Below are 20,857 nucleotides of genomic sequence, written 5' to 3'. Positions count from 1 at the left end.
TAATAGACTCGATAACGTTAAAAATGACTTGATAATATTCTTCAGTGACTATGAATAACAATGAACAACCATAAAACCCGACAACTTGTGATGCTACGCTTATGACTACTGTTACTCCGCTATTGTTAATTACCAAAGATCCTAGCCATCCACTCGCTGAGCTAGCATTGCGTTACGCCCGTGCTTTCGTTGAACAAGCGGCTGAAGTAAATACTAGTAATCAAACTCAGATCTCTGATAACAGTAAGGTCGCTTGTACACCCTTAAAGCTTTTCTTTTATGCGGATGCCGCCCATATGGCCAATCGCCTACGCTGGCAATCTGCCGATCAAGCCAATCTGACCCAACAGTGGCAAGCACTTGCACAGCGCTATAAGTTACCCTTAGCTGTCTGTGTCAGCACTGCCCTTAGTCGTGGTGTTAGTGATAGCGACAACAGCGCCCGTCATCAATTACAAGGTGACAATGTCGCTCAAGGTTTTGACTTAGTCGGCTTAAGTGATCTGGCTATGATGATGCAAAGTGACTGCCGTCTAATACAGTTTTAGCAAAAATGGCAATCAAGCAATAACCATAACAACGGCAAGCTATAGCAAAGCCTAAGTAAGGATAAATAATGAAGTTACTGATTCAGCTGCGTACTCCAACTGAGATGGCAAGCTATGAGGGCTGCGCACTGGCCTTAACCTTAGCGACTTTTGGTCATCAAGTGCAGCTTTATTTAGATGCGCCAGTGTTTGGCTTATTGATGCAGCCTAAATCACGCTTGCACGGCATGATTCAATCGCTAGAATTATATGACATGCCAGCAGCTTGGCTACCTAATGATGTCTTTAGCGGTTGGCTGACAGGTATGGTGCCTCTCGACTTAGCTAGCCAGTTAACGCTCATTCCTGAAGTAGTTAACAGCCAAGACTTTGAGCAAATATTAACTTTTTAGGGATTATTGCAAACCTTATCCCAAGCGCTTTTAGCCTCTTTATTTTGTAAAAACGGACACTTGCATGGCAACTCTATATCAATTACATAGCACGATGGATACCCTAAGAAGCTGTACTAGTGAGATGGCTCTTACTTGGCAGGACGGTGACAGTATTATCTTGCTCGGTTCAACAGTGGCTTTTGCTGCATGGTTAACCGCTTATCTCGATGATGCCGATATAGTAGATATCAAAGCTATCTATGCCTTAGCTGATGATGTGGCGCAACTTAGCACTGATACCGCAGCCCAACTCAATCTTGATAGCAAGCTCACCGCTATATTGACGGATAGTGAATGGGTGGCTTTGACTCTAGGGGATTATGCTGACAGTCAGCCGTTCGATAAAGTAGTGACTATTGCCTTATGACCGATAAAACCTTAAATGCTGAGGTAACTGGCACGGCTAATAAGGACTGTAATAAAAGTGATGCTGAGCTTAGTAACGCCACCCCCTTAGTATTGGACGAAGACGGCCATCTGTGTAATCATAATATTTGGACAGCAGCTATCGCCCAGCAACTCGCCGATACTTTAGAGGTTGAGCTAAGTGCTGAGCATTTAGCCGTTTTACAGCAAGTTCGCAGCTTTTTTGATAAGTTCAATCATGCTCCTGCTACTCGTCCACTGATCAAATGGCTACAGCAGACCTTACCTGAGCACGATATCAGTAACCAAAAGCTACAGCAGCTATTTAACACTGGATTGGTGGCGCGTCATGTCAATCGCTTAGCTGGTCTGCCTAAACCACCAAACTGTTTATAGTTAGTATTCAGCAGCATTTTATATATACTTTTTCAGCTTCTCTAGACTCAGCTCTTAGCGTAGTTAACTGCTCGTTGAACTGGCTTTTTTTAAGCCAGCTCAGCTAAACTGGCTATTTGGCATCATAGACAGTCAAAGTATCATAACCAGTGCTGCGACCGTTGTCACCATTGAAGCCCTGCTGTCGCCATACTTCATAGAGACATATTGCTACGCTGTTAGACAGATTTAAACTGCGCGAATCAGGAAGCATTGGTAGTCTTAGCCAATTATTGACACCAATGTCTTCTCGTATCTCATCAGCTAATCCAGCTGTTTCAGAACCAAACACTAAAGCGACATTGCTAGCATTAGCTTGACCAGCATCAGCCTGTTCTGTGAAGCTATAATCGTAGAAGGGCTTGCTAAGTTTAGTAGTCAAGGCAGTAATGGTGTGACAGTCACAAGCGATTAGAGCTTGCTTAGCAGCTGCCCAATTATCATGAACTTGCAACTGAGCATATTCATGGTAATCAAGCCCTGCTCGACGCAACTTTTTGTCATCTAGCTCAAAACCTAGCGGCTGCACTAAATGTAGTTGCGCACCAGTATTAGCACATAATCGAATGATGTTACCAGTATTGCTAGGCATCTTTGGTGCTACTAGCACGATATGAATGGTCATAGAGTTTCCATAAATTAAAAAAAGACCAAAAATTGACAGCTATAGTATAGTGCAAAAATATATTTTATGGGGTTGCAAGCCCAGTAACTATCTATAGAAACTTACAGAGATAACGATTTAAAGCTGATGACGGTAATCAAAAGTTACAGTTTATTAGTAATAATTACACTTTGATACTTTGCATATTTTTTAACTTTTATTATGATGTCTGTGTCGGATAGCAAGCATATGTTAAGATTGATATTTAATCTTTTGATAGAACTACCTATTCAATATTTGATAAATAATGCTCAAGCCAAGCGCTTAGTATCATTTGTTTTACCTGTATTACCCACCCATTTTGAGGAAAATATTATGAAAAAAGTAATTATCGCATCTTTAGCTGCTATGGTTGTATTGACTGGTTGTAACACATTCAAAGGTTTTGGCCAAGACGTATCAAGCGCTGGCGATGCTGTGACTGGTACTGCTAAAGAAGTACAGAAAAAAATCTAAGCTACGCCTATTTAGAAGTTATAAAGGGCTTACCATGTCATTTGGTAAGCCCTTTTTTTGTCTAGAGATACGGCTTAGTCCGCACTCTGTTATTTGATGATCACAGAAACTCGCGCAAGATTTGATTAAGATAGCGCTGACCCAGCTTAGTCGGTTGCAGTCTATCTGTGCTAGCGACCAACAAGCCTTGGTTCACCAGCTTATCTACTTTCGCTGCAATGTTGTCATAAGCCAAGCCAGTGCGCTGCGTAAATAATTGCCAACTCACCCCAGTATGTAAACGTAAGGCATTGAGCATAAACTCACTGACCAATTCATCACTAGCAATCGTATGCCAGTCAACCATTTTGGGCGCACTTAGCTTGCTTGTAGCCATTATAGAAGAGCTATCTAGAGTAAGGTCAGGTAAGTGTTGGTAGGCAACATAATCTTTTGGTAGTCGTGATTTGCTAAAGCGATAAATATCGGGCTGTAGCAATGATCCACCCTTTACTACTGAGCCTGATAGAATATTTGCTAAGCGTTTTGACTGATCGTCACTAACCGTCACCTTACCGTGCGCCCCCGCTCCAATCGCCAAGTAATCACCAAATTGCCAATAATTCACATTATGACGACAAGGCTGATCTAATCTACCCGCCCATGCTGATACTTCATAATTGCTATAGCCTAAACTTTGGAGTAGCGCATTGCCTGCCTGCTCAATATCCGCCAAGTCATCCTCATCAGGCAAGATAGGCTGACTTCGATAGAATACTGTATTAGGCTCGATAGTTAGCTGATACCATGAGATATGCGTGGCACCCGTATCATGGGCGGTTTGTATGTCATACAAGGCCTCAACGAGGGTTTGCTGCGGTAAGCCGTGCATCAAGTCTACATTTACTCGAGTAAAGCCAGCTTCGCGTGCAGCTTTAATAGCCGTCACAGCTTGCATAGGATCATGGATACGCCCAAGCGTCACTAGCTTATCCGCACAGAAGCTTTGCACTCCTATGGACAATCGATTAATTCCTACCTTTAGATATTCAGCAAACGGCGCGTGCTCTAAGGTTCCAGGATTAGCTTCCATAGTGATTTCGATATCATCAGCAAAATCAAAGACCTGACGTAACCCAGCAAAGAGGCGCTGATATTGTAAGATAGGCAATAATGACGGCGTGCCCCCACCAATAAATATTGAGCTGATCTGACGTCTTTGAGTCAGGGGCTGCTGCAGTTTTGCATCTAGCAGTAGCGCATCTACATACTCATCATATCTCTCATCCAGCGCCTGCTCACTATCCACTGGTAATTCATGTGAATTAAAATCACAATAAGGGCATTTTTTTACGCACCATGGAATATGAATGTACAGCGCTAGCGGAATATCTAACGCTTTTATAGTAGGCAAGCCTGTATCATCCTGCTTAGCCTCAGCTTTAGGAACGTTAGCTTTATGAATATTGTTATTAGTATCAGGTTGAGATATTGACATAGGATAAACTTATAGTTGCAAGACTGCATTAAGCAGTAGACGTGGCTGGCTAGAGTAACGGCTAAACCAATAAAAGCAAAGCTTTGATGATATTTGATTAATAGTGGTTGTCTGCTAAAAAAACAATGACTGATAAAGATAAGAGCTGAAATAGGCTATATCGATAACATAACCAGTAACAAACGCTAATACTAACCGTCTACACTTATAGGCAAAATGGTTGGCAGATATTGATAATATTCTAACAATAGTGAAAAAAGGACATCAAGCATGGCGTATTGGTTAATGAAATCTAATCCTAAGTTTTTTGGTATTGACGATCTGCGCCGCATGGGGACTGATGCTTGGGACGGCGTACGTAACTATCGTGCTCGTAATTTTATGCGTGATGATATGAGAGTCGGTGATCAAGTGATTTTTTATCATTCAAGCGCCAAACCCTCTGGTGTCGCTGGAATCATGACTATCAGTAAGGCGGGCTACCCTGATCCCAGTCAGTTCCATCCCGAACATCGCCATTATGACCCTATAGCAACCGAAGAGAAGCCACGCTGGTATATGGTGGAGGTTACTTTTGAGCAGGCCTTGATAGAAACCTTACCCTTATCTGCTATTAAATTCATACCAGCTCTTGAAGATTCTTTATTACTTAGAAAAGGCTGTCAGCAATTGACGGTTATCCCCCTTGAGCCTAAGCACTGGCAAGCGATAATGGATATGGCTGAAAGCTTAGAGTTGTTAGAGGACTATGAATAAAATATAGCTATAGGAGCCAATCAGGTTTCTTACGTTTATTTTTTTGTAAGCCTTGACTCTATTCTGTTTGAAGTAGAAATAAATTCGCATACCTATGACAAGCTGATGGGTAATCGTTGTCACATGCCTTATTTAGTAAATCTTTTGCAGTAGCTATGTCTTTGTATACTCCTTCACCATCGTAGTACATTAAGCCCAGAGTAAATTGAGCACTGCCACTTCCCAAATTGGCTGCTTTTGTATACCAATCTATAGCTTGGGCATAACTTTGTTTTACACCCCAACCTTCTTGGTTTATTTCTCCTAATCTATAGTGCGCTTCAGCGTTTCCCTGTTTAGCGGCTTTTTGATACCAATCTATAGCCTCATTGTAGCTAGCAATTGTATAATAGTGCCAACCAAGCATATTTTGTGCTTCAGCGTTTCCCTGCTTAGCGGCTTTTTGATAAAATTCCAGTGCTCTGGCAGCATCTAAACGTACTCCATCTCCTAAGTCATACATTACCCCAAGACTATATTGCGCCTCAGCATAACCCTGATCAGCTGCCTTGTGATACCATTCTAATGCTTGAGCATCATTTTGAAGTCTATCTTCACCAGTTTGATATGCTCGTCCAATTCTATACTGTGCCTCAGCATTTCCTTGCTCAGCTGCCTTCTGATACAAATCTACTGCTGTAACAAAATCTGGAAATATATCTTTAACAGTTTTGTCGCCAAAATAAAGCCTGTGTACCTCTTTAGCATCACCTTTACTGGTTAATTGTTGAGTTTGGCCAAAGTCTACTGCCATAGCAGATACCGATAGCATCGTAGGTACTAACAAAAGCGTTATTTTGCTGATAAATGAGGCTTTAAACAGTGGCATGGTGAGTCTCGAATGAGTCGTTTTTAGGATTATATTTTTGCAGTAGTGCCATGGTAGCATAACCATTTTAGGTCGCTCGGCTCGGTAACTTTTTTATGTCTAAAGCCATTTACCATAACGTCCTTTTTTTGCAGTATGTTCGCTGCCTGTATAGCGCACCGATCACAAATTAAGACTACTTTCAGGTATGCAAAGCTTAGTAGCCAACATAAAGTTGATCAAATAAATGTCTCATTTGGATATCTATGCGCAAGCAGAGATTGGCAAAACGAGCTTGGTAGTGATTGGCATAGCCTAATAGCAATAGGTATGGGTATGGGTATGGGTATGGGAGATGAGTTTGTATTAGCGCAAAAGTCGTGTGTGCAATCTATCGACAAGCTACTTACTCAATAGATTATAGCAAAAACGCTTGTTTGAGCTAAATGCTCCGATTATTGGCACCAGTAGCCTATAACTTGCTATTCAAGTCCTCACTAGGGTAGCGAACCAGTGAAAGCAGATTACTGATTCGCCAAAGGTTTAGGCTAAAAACTTGGCTTTAAAAGGTAAATACAGGAAAAATTTAGTTTAAAATTGACTGTAGTCCACTTTAACGAGTTTAGATTGCTGAACCTTTTTTAGTTTGAATGTCTTGGTCTTTTCATCCCAAATGTTGACATAATAGGTGATAAGTTGTTTACCGGTGGTTTCATTAACTCTCTCGCCTTCACAATTGCGGCTGATAAATAAGCGGCTATTGGGATAGAAAGCCAAACGCTCGTTGTCATCGAGTTCCGCTTCGTCTGCAAAGCATTCTGCGCCACTTTCATAAGGGGTGACACTATCCTCAGTTTCACCCAGTGGGATATCGTATACTTTGCCAGTACGTTTATCAATCATAGCCCCTGACACACAGCTTGTACCACAGCCCCAGGTTGTTACGATATAGTTACCCGCGAAGTTAATGTCACCATCTTTATGAGCAGCTTTTAGACGAGTACGAAAAGAGCTCCAGTCACCTAGTTTTAAGGGTGCTTGTTTACCGTTATAAATTTTAGCAGGGTATTTCTCAAAGCTGTAACCAGCGATGGTTTGGGCATGAGAAGTAGAGATACAAGCCAAGGCAAAACCAAGACAGGTCGCAAGCTTTTTCATAGCAATTCCTTTTTTAATAGGGATTAGTACAGAAAACGGAAGTTATAGTTATAGTACGGTAAATACATTTTTTAATTATATATAAACTTCATTAAATAAGTTTTTCTCAAATTACTTATGCAAATAATAATCTGATAAGGTTTAGTAAAGTCTTACAAGCTGTATGTTGAGCTTGAATACAATCAAATTTAAGCTATGCTTGAGCAAACGTATAGGTAAAATTGGTAAACTAACGACTAGATGAGGAGTTTGCCATGACTAAGAAAAAGCAAAGCTATAGTACGGGGTTTAAAGTACAGGTCAATCTCGGGCGCTCTAGCTCTCACATAGATTCTGACTGTCATAGCGTAATCTTCCGTGATTGGCTATAGCTCAGGGTGGGAGCAAACTTATTAACAACTGGCTAGGAATTAACTGTACTATTAAAGAAGCCTCCTATATTTAAAGTAGATAACTATGTTGTCGGTAAAGTTGTCGGTAAAGTTAGCGGTAGTCTAGATGCTTTAGAGTTTTTTGATATGAAATACCTTAATGACTCAGGAATTGAGACTATAAACCTATTGACCACTTTTGCAGGTAGCTTAAAGGATAAGCAAGCAGGCTCACCTTGCAAAGCTTCGTTGAAAACGTTGACATCATAGCGTAGCTTGTTTACCATCGTGCCTAGTTATCATTATGATGATCTGTTAGCTTTAGACCTGTCAATTCACTCTTTGAATTGACGGGTTATTTTTATTTTAGTGACTAGCAGTTTCGGTACTTGGCAGTTATTGCTATAGAATTGCTAATACTGTTTTTATCATCCTGACTGTTTTTATCATCCTGACTGTTTCTACCTTCCTGACTGTTGTATCGTACTGACCGTTTTATCATACTCACTGTTATAGCTTGCTAACAGTGACTGTAATCGACTTTTAAGCTCAAACCTTAATATTAACCATCTATAACCATCGTAAATAATGAAAAGTTGCTAACCATGGCTTTGCCGATATCCTTTACCGATTTTAAAAGCTATAGCTTACGCTTAGGCGTACTTGCGCTACCTATTTTAGTTACCCAGTTTTGCCAAGCCGCACTTGGTGTCGTCGATGCTATCATGGCCGGACAAGTCTCCGCCCTTGACTTGGCAGCAGTGGCTGTTGGCTCAGGTATTTGGCTGCCGCTATTTCTCCTAGCAACCGGAATATTGATTGCCACGACTCCACTTATTGGCGAGGCAATAGGCCAAAATAACCAACATCAAGTTCCGCACATTACCCAGCAATCCTTATGGACAGCCGCGGTAATCGGTATTATTGGTTTTATTATTGTCAATCTCATGCCCAATGTACTAGCACTTATGGGTGTCCCCGAAAACATTCAACCTATAGCCGCCCAATACTTACATGGCGTATCCTTTGGTTTCCCTGCTATGGCAGTGTATGCCGTGCTACGCAGCTACTGCGAAGCGCTGGGTCGTCCAGAGCCTGTGACTGTTATCAGTATAATTGGCTTACTCGCTGATATCCCACTCAACTATATTTTTATTCATGGGCTTTATGGCATGCCTGAGATGGGCGGCGCTGGTTGCGGAGTTGCCACGGCTATCGTGTTATGGATAACCGTATTACTATTAGCTGCTTACACCGCCTTTACTAAACGCCAGCAGTTTGCCAAAACTCGGTTTTTTCAAAATTTTGCGGCGCCTAATCGTGTGCAGATCACTAAGCTGCTTAAGTTAGGAATACCTATTGGTATTTCTATCTTCTTTGAGGCTAGTCTTTTTAGCTTAGGAGCCATCATTATCAGCCCCTTAGGGGAGATAGCTACTGCCTCGCACCAAGTGGCGCTATCGGTGACCGGTCAGCTGTTTATGATACCGATCTCCGTAGCTATGGCTCTAACTATCATGGTCTCTAATCGCTTCGGTGAGAAGAACCTGTTGGCCCTACGCCATGTCCAAACTACTGGGCTTATCTGGACTATTCTTATCGCTGTAACTTGTATGCTAGGAATTTGGTTATTTAGACCTTATTTAGCAGCGGCCTTTACTGACAATCCACAAGTACGAGCGCAAGCGATGCACTTATTAATCTTTGCCCTAGCTTATCAGTTGTTTGATGGCTGGCAAGTTAATATCGCCGGTATCCTACGTGGTATGCAAGATACTACTGTCCCTATGTGGGTGACGCTGTTTTGCTATTGGATAGTGGCGTTGCCATTAGGTATTTATTTAGTACGCTATACTAATATAGGGGCACAAGGCTTTTGGATGGCGCTAATTACTGGTCTGTTTTTATCTTCAATTCTATTGACGCTACGTTTACGCCATCAGCAAAAACGCTTACAGAGCCTATGGGCTTAGAGCGCAGATAGCCCTTATCGACATCTATGGCAATCATAGAGTCTTGAAGTTGTAAATAGTCAACTGTTATAAATAAAAGTCGTCGTGCCATTGGGTGCAGCGGCTTTTTTTATAGCAGTGACTGTACAATAGGTTTATTACTAGGCGATAAGTCTCAGTAAAACAGCTGTTAATCAGTGCTAGCGCTACTCAGCCAGTTAGACTATGATAAATGCATCGCTGTAGGTATTGTTGGGTTACGGAATTGGGCGCTATGTTTTGACACACCCCTATATCTAGAGCTTTAAAATGCTACAACACTAAGCTAAATCCTAGCAATAGTTAAGCGGTCGTTAAAATTATGTAAAAAATCCAGTTAACAACTGTACATTGATTGCTCATTGAGACGAATATAGGTATCATGAGCAATTGCTTAAACTATATCTTGTTACACTATCGAGCCAATTGCTCTTTTGATAACGAAATTGTTAATTAGCAACCTTTTAAACGGCTTCTTTAAATAGTCATCTTAAGTAATCACCTTTGTTTTTTCTTATAATCTTTTTAACCTCAGTATAAGGTCTTATAAAAACTATGGATATTGAAAAAATACGCACCCTAATAGCGCTCATGGAAGAGAACGAACTAGTCAATTTAGAAGTGAGTTCAGACGATGAGCATATCAGTTTAACTCGTCATTATGACGCCCCGGCGCCAACGATGATGGCTGCACCTACTGCTGGTGTAGCACCAGTAGCGGCTACTACAAAACCTGCTGGTAAAGCGGGTAAAGTTGAAAACTCGCCAATGGTCGGTGTGTTCTATTCAGCTCCTACTCCTAATGACCCACCGTTTGTAAAGGTTGGTCAGCAGGTTAAAGCTGGTGACACTATTGGTATCATCGAAGCTATGAAAATTATGAACCCACTTGAAGCCACTCAAAGCGGTATTATCGATGAAATCTTAGTGGATAACTCTGAGGTTGTACAGTTTGGTCAGCCCGTTGTACGCTATAAGGCTTAAGCTTTAGCACCTAAGGTTAATATTAGTTATTAACCTTAAGTCTAGCAATAAGCCCAATAGTATCTGCCCGACTCTACCTTCATGATTGATAGGTTGTTACCCAGATTGCTGTGTTAAATGCTAGGGTCTAATCACCCCTGCAAACTATGACCAGTAATCAGTGACAACCGTATCAGTCAACGCCGCTTTGACAAGGATGAACCCATGATAAAAAAACTGCTCATCGCCAACCGAGGTGAGATTGCCCTACGTATCGTTCGCGCTTGTAAAGCGCTTGGTATTGAAACTGTAGGCGTCTACTCTACTGCTGACGAAAATCTAATGCATCTACGTTTTGTTGACGAAGCCATATGTATTGGTAAACCTAATGCTAATCAGAGTTATCTTGATATCAGTACTATTTTGACTGCTGCTGAAATCTCTGGTGCGGATGCTATCCATCCCGGCTATGGTTTTTTAGCTGAAAGTGCTGAATTTGCTGAGCGTGTTGAGGAAGCAGGGTTAACCTTCGTCGGTCCTAATGCTGATCATATTCGCCTAATGGGCAATAAGGTCTCAGCTATCAATGCCATGAAAAAGGCTGGCGTGCCTACTGTACCCGGCTCAGTGGGTGCAGTTAATATCCATAATGCTGAAGAGCAAGCCCGTAATATCGGCTTTCCACTATTGATCAAAGCAGCCTCTGGCGGCGGTGGTCGTGGGATGCGTGTTGTTGAGCGTTTTGACGAGGTGGTCAGTCAAGTACAAGCCGCCAAGCAAGAAGCTGAGCTGTGGTTCGGTGATGACACAGTCTATATGGAACGCTATCTACAAAACCCACGTCACGTCGAAATCCAAGTGCTAGGTGATGGTAATGGTAATGCTATCCATCTGTATGATCGTGATTGCTCACTACAGCGTCGCCATCAAAAAGTACTAGAAGAAGCCCCTGCTCCTGATATCCCTGATGATGTACGTCAGCCTATCTTAGATGCTTGTGTCAAAGCCTGTGAATTAGTTAAGTATCGCGGTGCTGGTACTTTTGAATTCTTATTTGAAAACGATGAGTTTTTCTTTATTGAAATGAATACTCGGGTTCAGGTTGAGCATCCTATTACTGAGATGATTACGGGTATCGATGTGGTCGTTGAACAGCTGAAAATTGCAGCAGGTTATGGATTATCTTATCGCCAGAGCGATATTGAGATTCAAGGGCACGCTATTGAGTGTCGTATCAACGCTGAAGATGCTACTACTTTTGCCCCTTCGCCAGGTACAGTCACTCAGTTGTTTGCCCCTAGTGGCGCTGGCGTACGTTTTGACTCTCATCTATACCCAGGATATGAGATTCCTAGCTATTATGACTCGTTGATTGGCAAGCTTATCTGCCATGGTCAGACTCGTCAACAAGCTATAGCCAAGACCTTACATGCTTTAGATGAGTTAATCATCGAAGGGATCAAAACCAACGTTCCCCTTCACCGTGATGTTATTTTATCTGATGAAAATTTTGTAGAAAGAGCGCAGAATATTCATTATTTGGAAAAAGAACTATTGAAGCCAAAAGATCCTAAAAAAACGGCTTAATTATCTGTTGATTAGGCGGTGTTGAACCTTCATAAGTAGGCACTGTTGATTAGGCGGTGTTGAACCTTTATAAGTAGACACTGTTGATAAACAGCCTTTAAATAAAAAAACCGCTATCTCTAGTAGATAGCGGTTTTTTATTGTCTGGCATATTGTTTGAACTACTACATTTTAACTTTACTACTATAAGGAATCATAGCCTTAATATGGTCATCGACATTAACATACTTATAGAAACTGCTTTGCTTTTAAAAATTATTTTGCTATGAAAAATTGCTGTGATTGTACAAGTTAAGCCGTTTATTAGAACACTTAAGGCAGTACTCTATTAAAGTCCATAAAGCATTCCTCACCTTCAGAATCTGCACACCACTGCATATTATTACCATCATGCTTTAAAAAAGCTATCAAAGCATCATCAGTTTGATCCACTTGATTGCCCGAACAGTCAGGCTGATTATTATCATAAGTAGTTTTCATAGCGATAATAGGCAAACCCTCTTCGCGATGGGTAATTAGATAGCGACCATAAGTAAGCTCTTTGCCACTAACGGCTAACATCTCATTATCGGCACCGAAATTATATAACTCACGGCACTGATTGTTGCGTAGTGAAGCCGCTTTGATGTTTTGGCTAGCTATGATCTTAGCGCTATCACTTATGAGCATGCCATCAGGCGTAGGTTTGACTATACGAAGCTCACTGCTGTCAACTATCCCCTCAGCTACCTGGTTTATTGATTCGCCACCCAGCGCTTTGCTAGCGTTGAGCTCTTGCTTCTCAGCAGCTTTTGCTATCTTTGCTACTCGTTCGCTCATCGCCTGTGTCCTCTCTAGATCAATCTCCCACTGCCCAGCAATGGCGGGACTAATATGAGTTGTAATCACTGCTTGGCTGACTTGCTCACCAGCAGTTGGGAAAGTTGACAAGATACCAGCTAAGGTAAAAGAAGCAAGAGAGAGCGGTTCCATAATTAACCTTTTTATTTATACTAAGAGATAATCCGTCTAATAGCGTAAGTGCTACACCATAAAAATACAAGTAACATTATGCTATTAGCCGCTAGGGGTAAACCATAACTTTAAGCTTACCTTTACTGAATACTAAATATAGCAACCTTAGTCAAAATTAGTCTACAGACATAACCTTGGCTAGCTTAAGACAAAAAAATAACGCCCTATCTTAAGCCGGTTTAAGGCTTGCGATATAGCATTATATTTATAGCCATTACCGTAGCTACAGTAATGGCTATAATTTTAACGAAGTTTTTAACTCTATTGCTAGTTGCAAATAACTAGAATACTAACTAAAAGCTAAGATTCTACTCTAAGCTGCCGCTTTGCTAGTTGCTTGTGCAAAAGCTGACAACGCGCCTTTTAGCATAGCGGATACTGTACTGCTACAAGTGCCGATACCTGAGTAGACGTCGCCATCTACATTAAGCTGGATATAAGCTGCGGCATTGGCATTGGTTTTATTATCACTATTGTTATCATCGTCAATGCTATTACCATTACTGGCACTATGCTGCGGATTAATGGCATGCTCTGCATAGTTGATGATGTGTAACGACTTACCAGTATGCTGAGCTAAGCCATTAATAAATGAGGATAGAGGTCCATTACCAGTGCCTTCAATAGTGATAGTTTCATTGTTCATCTGCACTTGACCGTTAAAGAAGACTTCACCGGCTTTATTATTGACACTGTAATCAAGTAAATCAAAATTACCTTGCTGCAAATAAGTGTTTTCAAAAGTCTGCAAGATCTCATCGTTTTGCAATTCACGCGCGGTGCTTTCTGCTTGCTTTTGCACGACACCACTAAAGTCGATTTGCATCCAGCGTGGTAAGTTAAAGCCGTAATTGCGCTGCAAAATATAAGCCACGCCGCCTTTACCTGATTGGCTGTTAATACGTACCACATCTTGATAGCTGCGACCTATGTGTGCAGGATCTATTGGTAGGTAAGCGACATCCCAAACGTTATCCGTCTGCTCTTTATGCTGCTCATTATAATCAAGAGACTTCTTAATAGCATCCTGATGCGAGCCACTAAAGGCGGTAAATACTAGCTCGCCAACATACGGATGGCGTGGGTGCACTGGTAAGTTATTACACTCACTCACCACTTGCACAATCTCACTCATGTCACTGAAATCAAGCTCTGGATCTACGCCTTGGCTAAATAAGTTCATAGCCATGACCATGATATCCATATTACCAGTACGCTCACCATTACCTAATAGTGTGCCCTCGATACGATCAGCACCAGCAAGTACACCAAGCTCAGCGGCAGCTACTGCACAGCCACGGTCATTATGAGTATGCAGACTGATAGTCACGTGCTCACGTTTGGCAAGGTGGCGACAGAAGTATTCAACTTGATCGGCAAAGACGTTAGGCATAGAAGCCTCAACCGTCGCTGGCAAGTTCAAAATCACCTCTTGACCAGTTTCAGGTTTCCAAACTTCACAAACCGCATCACAAACCTCTACGGCATACTCAGTTTCGGTTTGGCTAAAGCTCTCAGGCGAATACTGAAATACCCACTCAGTTTCAGGATATTTGGCCGCATATTGTACTAATAGATTAGCACCTGCTATAGCAATTTCTTTTATCTCAGCTTTATCTTTGCCGTAGACTTTTTCACGCTGTATACGACAAGTAGAATTATAAACATGGACGATAGCACGCTTAGCACCAGCTAAGGATTCAAAGGTGCGAGCTATCAAATGCTCACGGGCTTGCACTAATACTTGCAAAGTTACATCTTCAGGAACATGGTTCTCTTCGATCAACTTTCGAGCAAAATCAAACTCCACTTGCGCCGCTGACGGAAAACCAATTTCAATCTCTTTAAAACCAACCCCAACTAAGGTCTTAAAGAAACGCATTTTTTGCTCGATAGTCATCGGATCAATCAAAGCTTGGTTGCCATCACGCAGATCTACACTAGCCCATATTGGCGACTTTTCTAGGGTTTTACTCGGCCAAGTGCGATCTGGTAATGAAGGCGCAAAAGCGAATGGACGATATTTTTGAAAGTCAAAAGCCGCATGTTTTGGGGTGATTTTTGCAGCAGTAGATTTAGCATGGTGTGGGGCTTGTTGAGACATAATCAATCCTTAGAGAAGGTAGCAAGTTGCGTAGGGTCTACTACCGTTGCAATTTAAATAGTGAGACTATCATAGAAGATAATAAAAGTTTATGCGATTATAATAACAAAGTTTGTGAGGTGAAAAACTGCTTAATTTTACTTAATATAGCACTATATTAGTGATAAACATCGACTTAAGTATTATAATTAGCTAAATCCGCTAAATTTAAGTCTCGTAATGCAAAGTAATGATAAAAGTAGCCAACTCTCTATAATTATTGATGAGACTGATAAGCAGTTATTGCGTTTATTACAGACTGACGCAAGAATGAGTATCACTGAGCTTGCCGAACAAGTCAACCTGTCCGCTACTCCTTGTGCAAGACGAGTTAAGCGCTTAGAAGACAGCGGTATTATTACTGGTTATCACCTGCAAACTGATGCGCAAAAGCTCGGTTATCCCCTAGCTATTTTTATCTCTGTTAGTATGGATCGTCATACCGCAGAGCGCTTTGAGCAGTTTGAAAGCAAGGTAAAAAGCTTCGATGAAGTGATTAGCTGTAGTATCGTTACTGGGCGTAGCGAAGACTATTTGATCAAAGTACGCGTACGCGACATGGCCCATTATGAAGAGTTTTTATTGCATAGACTCAATCGCATTGAAGGAGTCGCACAAGTACATACTAGCTTTGAGCTACGTGAGATATTCTCTAGAAGTATAGTCAGCGCAAACTAACTTGGCAGAGTTCACAAAGTAAATTGCAATCCGCTAGATAAACTTATCGATGATGGCGTGGTATTGTCAGCTAACCGCTAGCGATATAAGGCATCAGCAATCAGTCTTGCTCTATACGCTGCGGCTGGCGACGAAATAATAGCAGCAACACTACACCTATCACTAAGCCGATACCAGCAACTAGTAGACCTGCATTAAAGTTATCATCCTTTCCTGCCAGCGCTACAGTCACTAAGGGCCCGACAAACTGACCCGCCGCATAAGCTAAGGTGGCCAGTCCCATCAGTAAATTTGAAAAAGCAGGATTGATATTTTTAATAATATTAAGGGTCATCGATACCATACCGGCGAAGCTCAAGCCCAAGATAACTGCATTACTATACAACCCTAGCGCCCCATCGAATACTGAAGGGATGAACATACCGATAGCTTGTAGCACGGTCAGACCAATCAAGGTATTAATCTCGCCAATGCGTTTAGCAAGTGCGCCCCAAAGTGGATTAGAGAGCATCGCAAAGATACCTACTATCAGCCAAATCAGTAGCCCAGCGTAAGTTTGATTAGCAAGCTGTTGCGTCGCCATAACTGGCAAAAAGGTTGCTGAAGTAATATAACCGAACCCAGCCAGCACATAGCTACCAGCTAATAGAGCAATAGCTTTAGTATGCCCTACTACTGCCTCGTATAATGAGCGCTTAAAATTAAAATAGGTTTGTTTTATAGAAGGGTATTTAATATCAGCGGTTAACTTAGCTGCGTCCGTCTTTATAGGGCGTATTGCATATAACAATACTAATAACGGCAGACTAGTTATCCCAGCGACTAGCCAGATCACATTGAAATGGTAGCCCAACGTCAATAGCCACCAAGTCAAGATAGCCGAGGCACTGATTCCTGTACCGATTCCAGCATAATGCACCGTTGATAGCAAAGAGCGTCGTGCTGGACTGAACTTTTGAATAATAAAAGACGAGCCCAATATCAGACCGATGCCACTAGCAATGCCTGCTAGCAGACGAATAATGTACCATAAGCTCAAGGGCAGATGCGGTATCACCAGCAGCGTCGTAGAGACTATACTGACAATCATACCCATCATCAACGCCTGCCAAGTAAGGCGCTGCGGTACAAACATCGCAATCAGCGCCCCAATAAAGTAGCCGATATAATTGATTGATGCTAGCCAGCCTGCAATAGTAGTCGACAGCGTTAGCTGAGTCATAATATCGGGCAAAGTGGCGGTAAATAAGAAGCGACCATAACCCATCGCCACAGCCAGACAGTATAGTCCTATCCAAGCAATGGCGGTTTGGTTAGTAATAGTTGGTATGATAGAGCGGCGAGATATAGTTGTCATAATAGACCCAGTTTATGCCAACTCACAGCAATCAGCGCAGCATCTTGGTTTTGAATAATTTAGTATCAATATCTTAGTACTGATAACTTGCTATTAGTATTTTAGTATTAATACCTTAGCATTGATATTGCCAACACTTCGATAGGACTACCCTTTGGCTAAGAAGCAATAAATTTGGATGTGGTCGCTATTGAGTCATTTTGTCCCAACATCGCTACCCGATTATCGCTAAACATATCCATATCTGGAGCTAAAGTACGCATAAAACGGTCAAAATATAACAGCTGCTTAGTCAATAGCGCAAAGTCACGTGGGAAATGAATACCATGACGTTTACCAACATCAACAATCTCAAGCATCATTTTATTGAGCTCATCCGCTTGCTCTTTTACATTAATAGGCACGCCGTTAGTGAAGCTAATATCTTCTGCCATAATAGTCTTCATCATTCGCTGCAAGTCTTCAGCTAAAGCAGACGCATCTACTTGCTTATTTTTATGAGTCATCTCCATATCGATCATGTGCTGAGCCATAGCCTGATAATCGTTAGTTTGCAAAGCTTGCATCATACCCATACAAGCTCGCCAGCTCTCAGCTTTTAACTTACCAACGATACCGAAATCCAAAAAGCCAATACGGCCATCAGTTAATAGCATTAGATTACCAGCATGTAAATCGGCGTGGAAACTATTGCATAGCATCAAACTGGCAAACCAAGTATTGAGAGTATCGGCCATCACTTGCGCAGGATCACTGCAATACTGACGCATGGCTGTTTCATCGACCATAGAGATACCACGCAAGCGGCTCATAGTTAATACGCGCTTAGTAGTGAATTCATCATAGACTTTTGGCGCAATAACTCGTGTATTACCTGACACTGCCAAAAACTGCTGAAAGTCGCGAATGTTTTGCGCTTCGGCAATAAAGTCGGTTTCCGCCAACATGCGCAAACGAATCTCATCGATAATCGGCGCAATACTAGCGAACTTCATCGAAGGCATCATAATCTCTAGCAGTTTTGTCACTGCATGCAGCACCCCCAAGTCAGTCTGCATAATAGTTTCGACATTAGGCTTTTGTACCTTTAATACTACTTCGTCACCGTTATGCAGCCGTGCCGCATGAACTTGGGCAATAGAAGCCGATGCAAGGGGTTCTTTATCGATATACGCAAACTGATCGGCAAGCGTTTGACCATAGACAGCTAGCTCTGCGGTTAATACTTGCTCGATATAAGCATAAGACAGTGGCGTAGTCTGATCTAAACAGCTTTGAAAAGCTTCGACATACTCACGCGGAAATAACGAGGGCGTGCTGGCAATAAACTGACCTATTTTGATATAAGTGGTGCCTAACTGTTCAAAAGTTTCTTTTAATAATTGCGCATCAGGTTTTTCACCAGTAGCGACTCGGAACGCAGATAGTCCTGCTACGCTGGCGGTCTGACGAATGCGATTCATCACATTAAGGGTGTGTTTTAATAAGTGGGGGCGATGAATTTTCATAAAGGACAACTTTATTAATAAGAGAGATAATAAAATAACTGCTCAATGAGTTAGGCAGTCATAATCGCTATTGATATAACTATGATAATAATCGATAAAAAAGGCTAGTAACAAGCTTAGCTTAGCTTAAAATATAGTTCGAAAACATATCTTAAAAATATGAGCTTAAGCTTAGTAGACCTAGCTAATACTAAGTTAACTCACGGCACACCGTACAGCGTTCATCGAGTCGATAACCCATCAGCCGTTGCTGCATGCGGCTACCATCCCATAATAACAGCTTGCCTGCTAGCGGGTTCTTACTCAAGCCTAAATATTGTAAGGCAGCATTAGCCTGTAAGCTACCCATAATTGCGGTAGTACTAGCTAGCACCCCTGAATTGGCACAAGTTCGCTCATCTGCTGTTTGCTCAGCCTGATCACTAGCGGCTGCATTAGCAACCGTAGCATCACCAAATACACAATGGTAACAGCCAGTATTTAATTGCGGCTCGAATAGTGCCAACTGTCCCTCCATTGCTATGGCTGAGGCAGATAATAACGGAATTTTATAGCGCACACTAATGCGATTGATGATATCACGAGTAGCAAAATTATCAGTGCAGTCTAATAGCAAATCAGGTAAGCCTGAAGCCATATCAAGTAGCTCATAAGCATTGTCTATGCTGAGACGCGCGACGGTTCCAAAAGCCTTTATCAACGGATTAATAGTGTTTAACATCTGCGCTGCAGTCAAAGCTTTGGCTTGACCAATATCTTCTGGCAAAAACAAAGTCTGACGCTGTAAGTTACTAGCCTCAATCACATCGTCGTCTATTAGATGTAGTTGCCCAACACCTGCCCGTGCTAGGGTTTCTGAAGCAGGACAGCCAAGGCCACCAGCGCCAATCATCACAATACGTGCAGCCTTTAGGCGCAGCTGAGCGTCAATATCCCAACCATCGAGCAATATCTGCCGAGTATAGCGAAGTAGTTCATCATCGGTTAGCGACTGATTATCTGTTGACTGCATCATATTGAGTACCAAAGCTAATAATAAAACAGCTAATCTTCTAAGCTTGACTAAAAAACTGTGCTGAAAAAACGGACTTAAAGTGTGTCGTTAACAGGGATTTTCCAAAAAGTAGTTAACGGGCAAGCTGCCCAAGTGTCACCCTATCGTTACCGCCAAAATCCTTAACGGTTCGCACGCTATCAAAGCCGCTATCAATCAACAATTGGCGCACAGCTAATCCTTGATCAAAACCATGCTCGATAGCTAGTAGACCACCCAGTTGTAGGTATTGCGGGGCCTGTTGTACTATATGCTCTATATCTGCCAAACCCTTATTGGCCGCACTCAAAGCACTGATTGGTTCTGCCTGCAAGCGGGCTAAATGCTCGTCGGCTTCATCGATATAAGGGGGGTTGGAGACGATAACATCAAACAGCTGGCTGGCCTTAGTAGACAGTTCACTATACCAGCTACTAGGTACAAACTTGATATTGTCGATCCTGTTTAGCTGAGCATTAGCAGTAGCTACTTTTAGTGCCTCTAGCGAGAGATCAACGGCCACAACTTGCCAGTTGGCTTGCTTTAATTCGTAAGCCAAACTAATAGCAATACACCCTGAACCCGTACCTAAATCAAGTAGTCGTCTCGGCATTACTGTATTAGCTTGCGTATTTGCAGGGTTAATCTTGTGCTGTGCATTTATCCAGTCGAGCACTTGCTCAACCAAGACCTCAGTATCTGGTCTTGGGATCAGGGTATGCTCATTAACTTGGAAGCTAAGCGACCAAAACTCCTGCTGACCCGTTAGATAAGCTAGTGGTATGCCCTGCTCCATCTTAGTCACGCCAGCATTAAATTGGTCAAGCTCGCTAGCTGTCAGCTGATAGTGGTCATCAGTGATCAAAAATAACGCTGGCTTATCGATGACATAAAGCAGCCAATCAGTAAGCCAAAACGATGGCACAGCTAACGCTTTAGCTGTGCTTGCCGCCTGCTGTTTGATTTGCTGAACGTTAAGAATAGTCATAGTTGGCTCTTAACTACTGGACAGTTAATGTTAATATTTCTCTTAAGGTTGCTATAGATATTCATTTAGATATCTAGGCTGAT

General features: G+C 42.0%; 20 protein-coding genes. 10 read left to right on the top strand and 10 right to left on the bottom strand.

What is annotated here, in order from left to right; translation table 11 throughout:
- Positions 1-101: 101 nt before the first annotated feature.
- The 4 genes from tusD to KZA12_RS11900 all read left to right on the top strand — a co-directional run bounded on the left by tusD (position 102) and on the right by KZA12_RS11900 (position 1,744).
- Positions 102-548 (top strand): sulfurtransferase complex subunit TusD, encoded by a 447-nt coding sequence (gene tusD, locus KZA12_RS11915; protein ID WP_218690367.1) that lies wholly within the window; start codon positions 102-104, stop codon positions 546-548.
- Between the two features lie 68 nt (positions 549-616).
- Positions 617-940 carry a hypothetical protein gene (locus tag KZA12_RS11910; protein WP_218690366.1) on the top strand — a complete coding sequence of 108 codons (324 nt, stop codon included), beginning with the start codon at positions 617-619 and terminating at the stop codon, positions 938-940.
- A 64-nt stretch (positions 941-1,004) separates the two neighbouring features.
- Positions 1,005-1,349 carry a hypothetical protein gene (locus tag KZA12_RS11905; RefSeq protein ID WP_218690365.1) on the top strand — a complete coding sequence of 115 codons (345 nt, stop codon included), beginning with the start codon at positions 1,005-1,007 and terminating at the stop codon, positions 1,347-1,349.
- Positions 1,346-1,744 carry a TusE/DsrC/DsvC family sulfur relay protein gene (locus KZA12_RS11900; RefSeq protein ID WP_218690364.1) on the top strand — a complete coding sequence of 133 codons (399 nt, stop codon included), beginning with the start codon at positions 1,346-1,348 and terminating at the stop codon, positions 1,742-1,744. Before KZA12_RS11905 ends, KZA12_RS11900 begins: the two co-directional genes overlap by 4 nt.
- A gap of 112 nt (positions 1,745-1,856) precedes the next feature.
- On the opposite strand, the gene KZA12_RS11895 is transcribed toward KZA12_RS11900, so the two are convergent.
- The gene (locus tag KZA12_RS11895) at positions 1,857-2,408 is read right to left on the bottom strand and encodes a tRNA (cytidine(34)-2'-O)-methyltransferase (protein WP_218690363.1); all 552 of its coding nucleotides are present in this window, start codon (positions 2,406-2,408) and stop codon (positions 1,857-1,859) included.
- A gap of 354 nt (positions 2,409-2,762) precedes the next feature.
- Here KZA12_RS11895 and KZA12_RS11890 point away from each other — a divergent pair, with 354 nt between their 5' ends.
- A complete protein-coding gene (locus KZA12_RS11890) occupies positions 2,763-2,903 on the top strand; it encodes an entericidin A/B family lipoprotein (RefSeq protein WP_201622872.1) in 141 nt (46 codons plus the stop codon).
- A 100-nt stretch (positions 2,904-3,003) separates the two neighbouring features.
- Here the strand turns inward: KZA12_RS11890 and hemW are convergent, their stop codons facing one another.
- Positions 3,004-4,296 (bottom strand): radical SAM family heme chaperone HemW, encoded by a 1,293-nt coding sequence (gene hemW, locus KZA12_RS11885; RefSeq protein ID WP_373416618.1) that lies wholly within the window; start codon positions 4,294-4,296, stop codon positions 3,004-3,006.
- A 354-nt stretch (positions 4,297-4,650) separates the two neighbouring features.
- Here hemW and KZA12_RS11880 point away from each other — a divergent pair, with 354 nt between their 5' ends.
- Positions 4,651-5,136: an EVE domain-containing protein gene (locus KZA12_RS11880; RefSeq protein WP_201622806.1), complete on the top strand. Its 486-nt coding sequence runs from the start codon at positions 4,651-4,653 to the stop codon at positions 5,134-5,136.
- Positions 5,137-5,194: 58 nt separating this feature from the next.
- On the opposite strand, the gene KZA12_RS11875 is transcribed toward KZA12_RS11880, so the two are convergent.
- On the bottom strand, positions 5,195-6,004 hold the full coding sequence (locus KZA12_RS11875; RefSeq protein WP_218690361.1) for a tetratricopeptide repeat protein: 810 nt from the start codon (positions 6,002-6,004) through the stop codon (positions 5,195-5,197).
- Between the two features lie 570 nt (positions 6,005-6,574).
- Positions 6,575-7,141: a hypothetical protein gene (locus tag KZA12_RS11870; RefSeq protein WP_218690360.1), complete on the bottom strand. Its 567-nt coding sequence runs from the start codon at positions 7,139-7,141 to the stop codon at positions 6,575-6,577.
- A 976-nt stretch (positions 7,142-8,117) separates the two neighbouring features.
- Here KZA12_RS11870 and KZA12_RS11865 point away from each other — a divergent pair.
- From KZA12_RS11865 to accC, 3 genes are all read left to right on the top strand, one after another.
- Positions 8,118-9,485 carry an MATE family efflux transporter gene (locus KZA12_RS11865; protein WP_201622803.1) on the top strand — a complete coding sequence of 456 codons (1,368 nt, stop codon included), beginning with the start codon at positions 8,118-8,120 and terminating at the stop codon, positions 9,483-9,485.
- Between the two features lie 573 nt (positions 9,486-10,058).
- Complete coding sequence (accB, locus tag KZA12_RS11860; protein ID WP_201622802.1) at positions 10,059-10,487, top strand: acetyl-CoA carboxylase biotin carboxyl carrier protein; 429 nt, start codon at positions 10,059-10,061, stop codon at positions 10,485-10,487.
- Between the two features lie 204 nt (positions 10,488-10,691).
- Complete coding sequence (gene accC, locus KZA12_RS11855) at positions 10,692-12,053, top strand: acetyl-CoA carboxylase biotin carboxylase subunit (protein WP_201622801.1); 1,362 nt, start codon at positions 10,692-10,694, stop codon at positions 12,051-12,053.
- 312 nt (positions 12,054-12,365) lie between these two features.
- Here the strand turns inward: accC and KZA12_RS11850 are convergent, their stop codons facing one another.
- On the bottom strand, positions 12,366-13,025 hold the full coding sequence (locus tag KZA12_RS11850) for a hypothetical protein (protein WP_218690359.1): 660 nt from the start codon (positions 13,023-13,025) through the stop codon (positions 12,366-12,368).
- A gap of 355 nt (positions 13,026-13,380) precedes the next feature.
- Positions 13,381-15,171: a 2-isopropylmalate synthase gene (gene leuA / locus KZA12_RS11845; protein WP_201622799.1), complete on the bottom strand. Its 1,791-nt coding sequence runs from the start codon at positions 15,169-15,171 to the stop codon at positions 13,381-13,383.
- Between the two features lie 219 nt (positions 15,172-15,390).
- Between leuA and KZA12_RS11840 the strand changes: the two genes are divergently transcribed.
- Positions 15,391-15,888, top strand: a complete 498-nt coding sequence (locus KZA12_RS11840) for an Lrp/AsnC family transcriptional regulator (RefSeq protein ID WP_201622798.1) — start codon at positions 15,391-15,393, stop codon at positions 15,886-15,888.
- 100 nt (positions 15,889-15,988) lie between these two features.
- Here the strand turns inward: KZA12_RS11840 and KZA12_RS11835 are convergent, their stop codons facing one another.
- The 4 genes from KZA12_RS11835 to prmC all read right to left on the bottom strand — a co-directional run bounded on the left by KZA12_RS11835 (position 15,989) and on the right by prmC (position 20,774).
- A complete protein-coding gene (locus tag KZA12_RS11835) occupies positions 15,989-17,245 on the bottom strand; it encodes a YbfB/YjiJ family MFS transporter (protein WP_218690358.1) in 1,257 nt (418 codons plus the stop codon).
- 158 nt (positions 17,246-17,403) lie between these two features.
- The gene (locus tag KZA12_RS11830) at positions 17,404-18,753 is read right to left on the bottom strand and encodes an AarF/ABC1/UbiB kinase family protein (protein WP_218690357.1); all 1,350 of its coding nucleotides are present in this window, start codon (positions 18,751-18,753) and stop codon (positions 17,404-17,406) included.
- Between the two features lie 190 nt (positions 18,754-18,943).
- Complete coding sequence (locus KZA12_RS11825; protein WP_373416617.1) at positions 18,944-19,768, bottom strand: ThiF family adenylyltransferase; 825 nt, start codon at positions 19,766-19,768, stop codon at positions 18,944-18,946.
- Between the two features lie 112 nt (positions 19,769-19,880).
- Positions 19,881-20,774, bottom strand: coding sequence for a peptide chain release factor N(5)-glutamine methyltransferase (gene prmC / locus KZA12_RS11820; protein ID WP_218690356.1), 894 nt, complete (start codon positions 20,772-20,774; stop codon positions 19,881-19,883).
- Between the last annotated feature and the right edge of the window lie 83 nt (positions 20,775-20,857).

Source organism: Psychrobacter sp. BF1 (assembly GCF_019279065.1).
GTDB classification, from domain to species: domain Bacteria; phylum Pseudomonadota; class Gammaproteobacteria; order Pseudomonadales; family Moraxellaceae; genus Psychrobacter; species Psychrobacter urativorans.
This window is presented reverse-complemented; position numbering and strand designations above follow the sequence as displayed.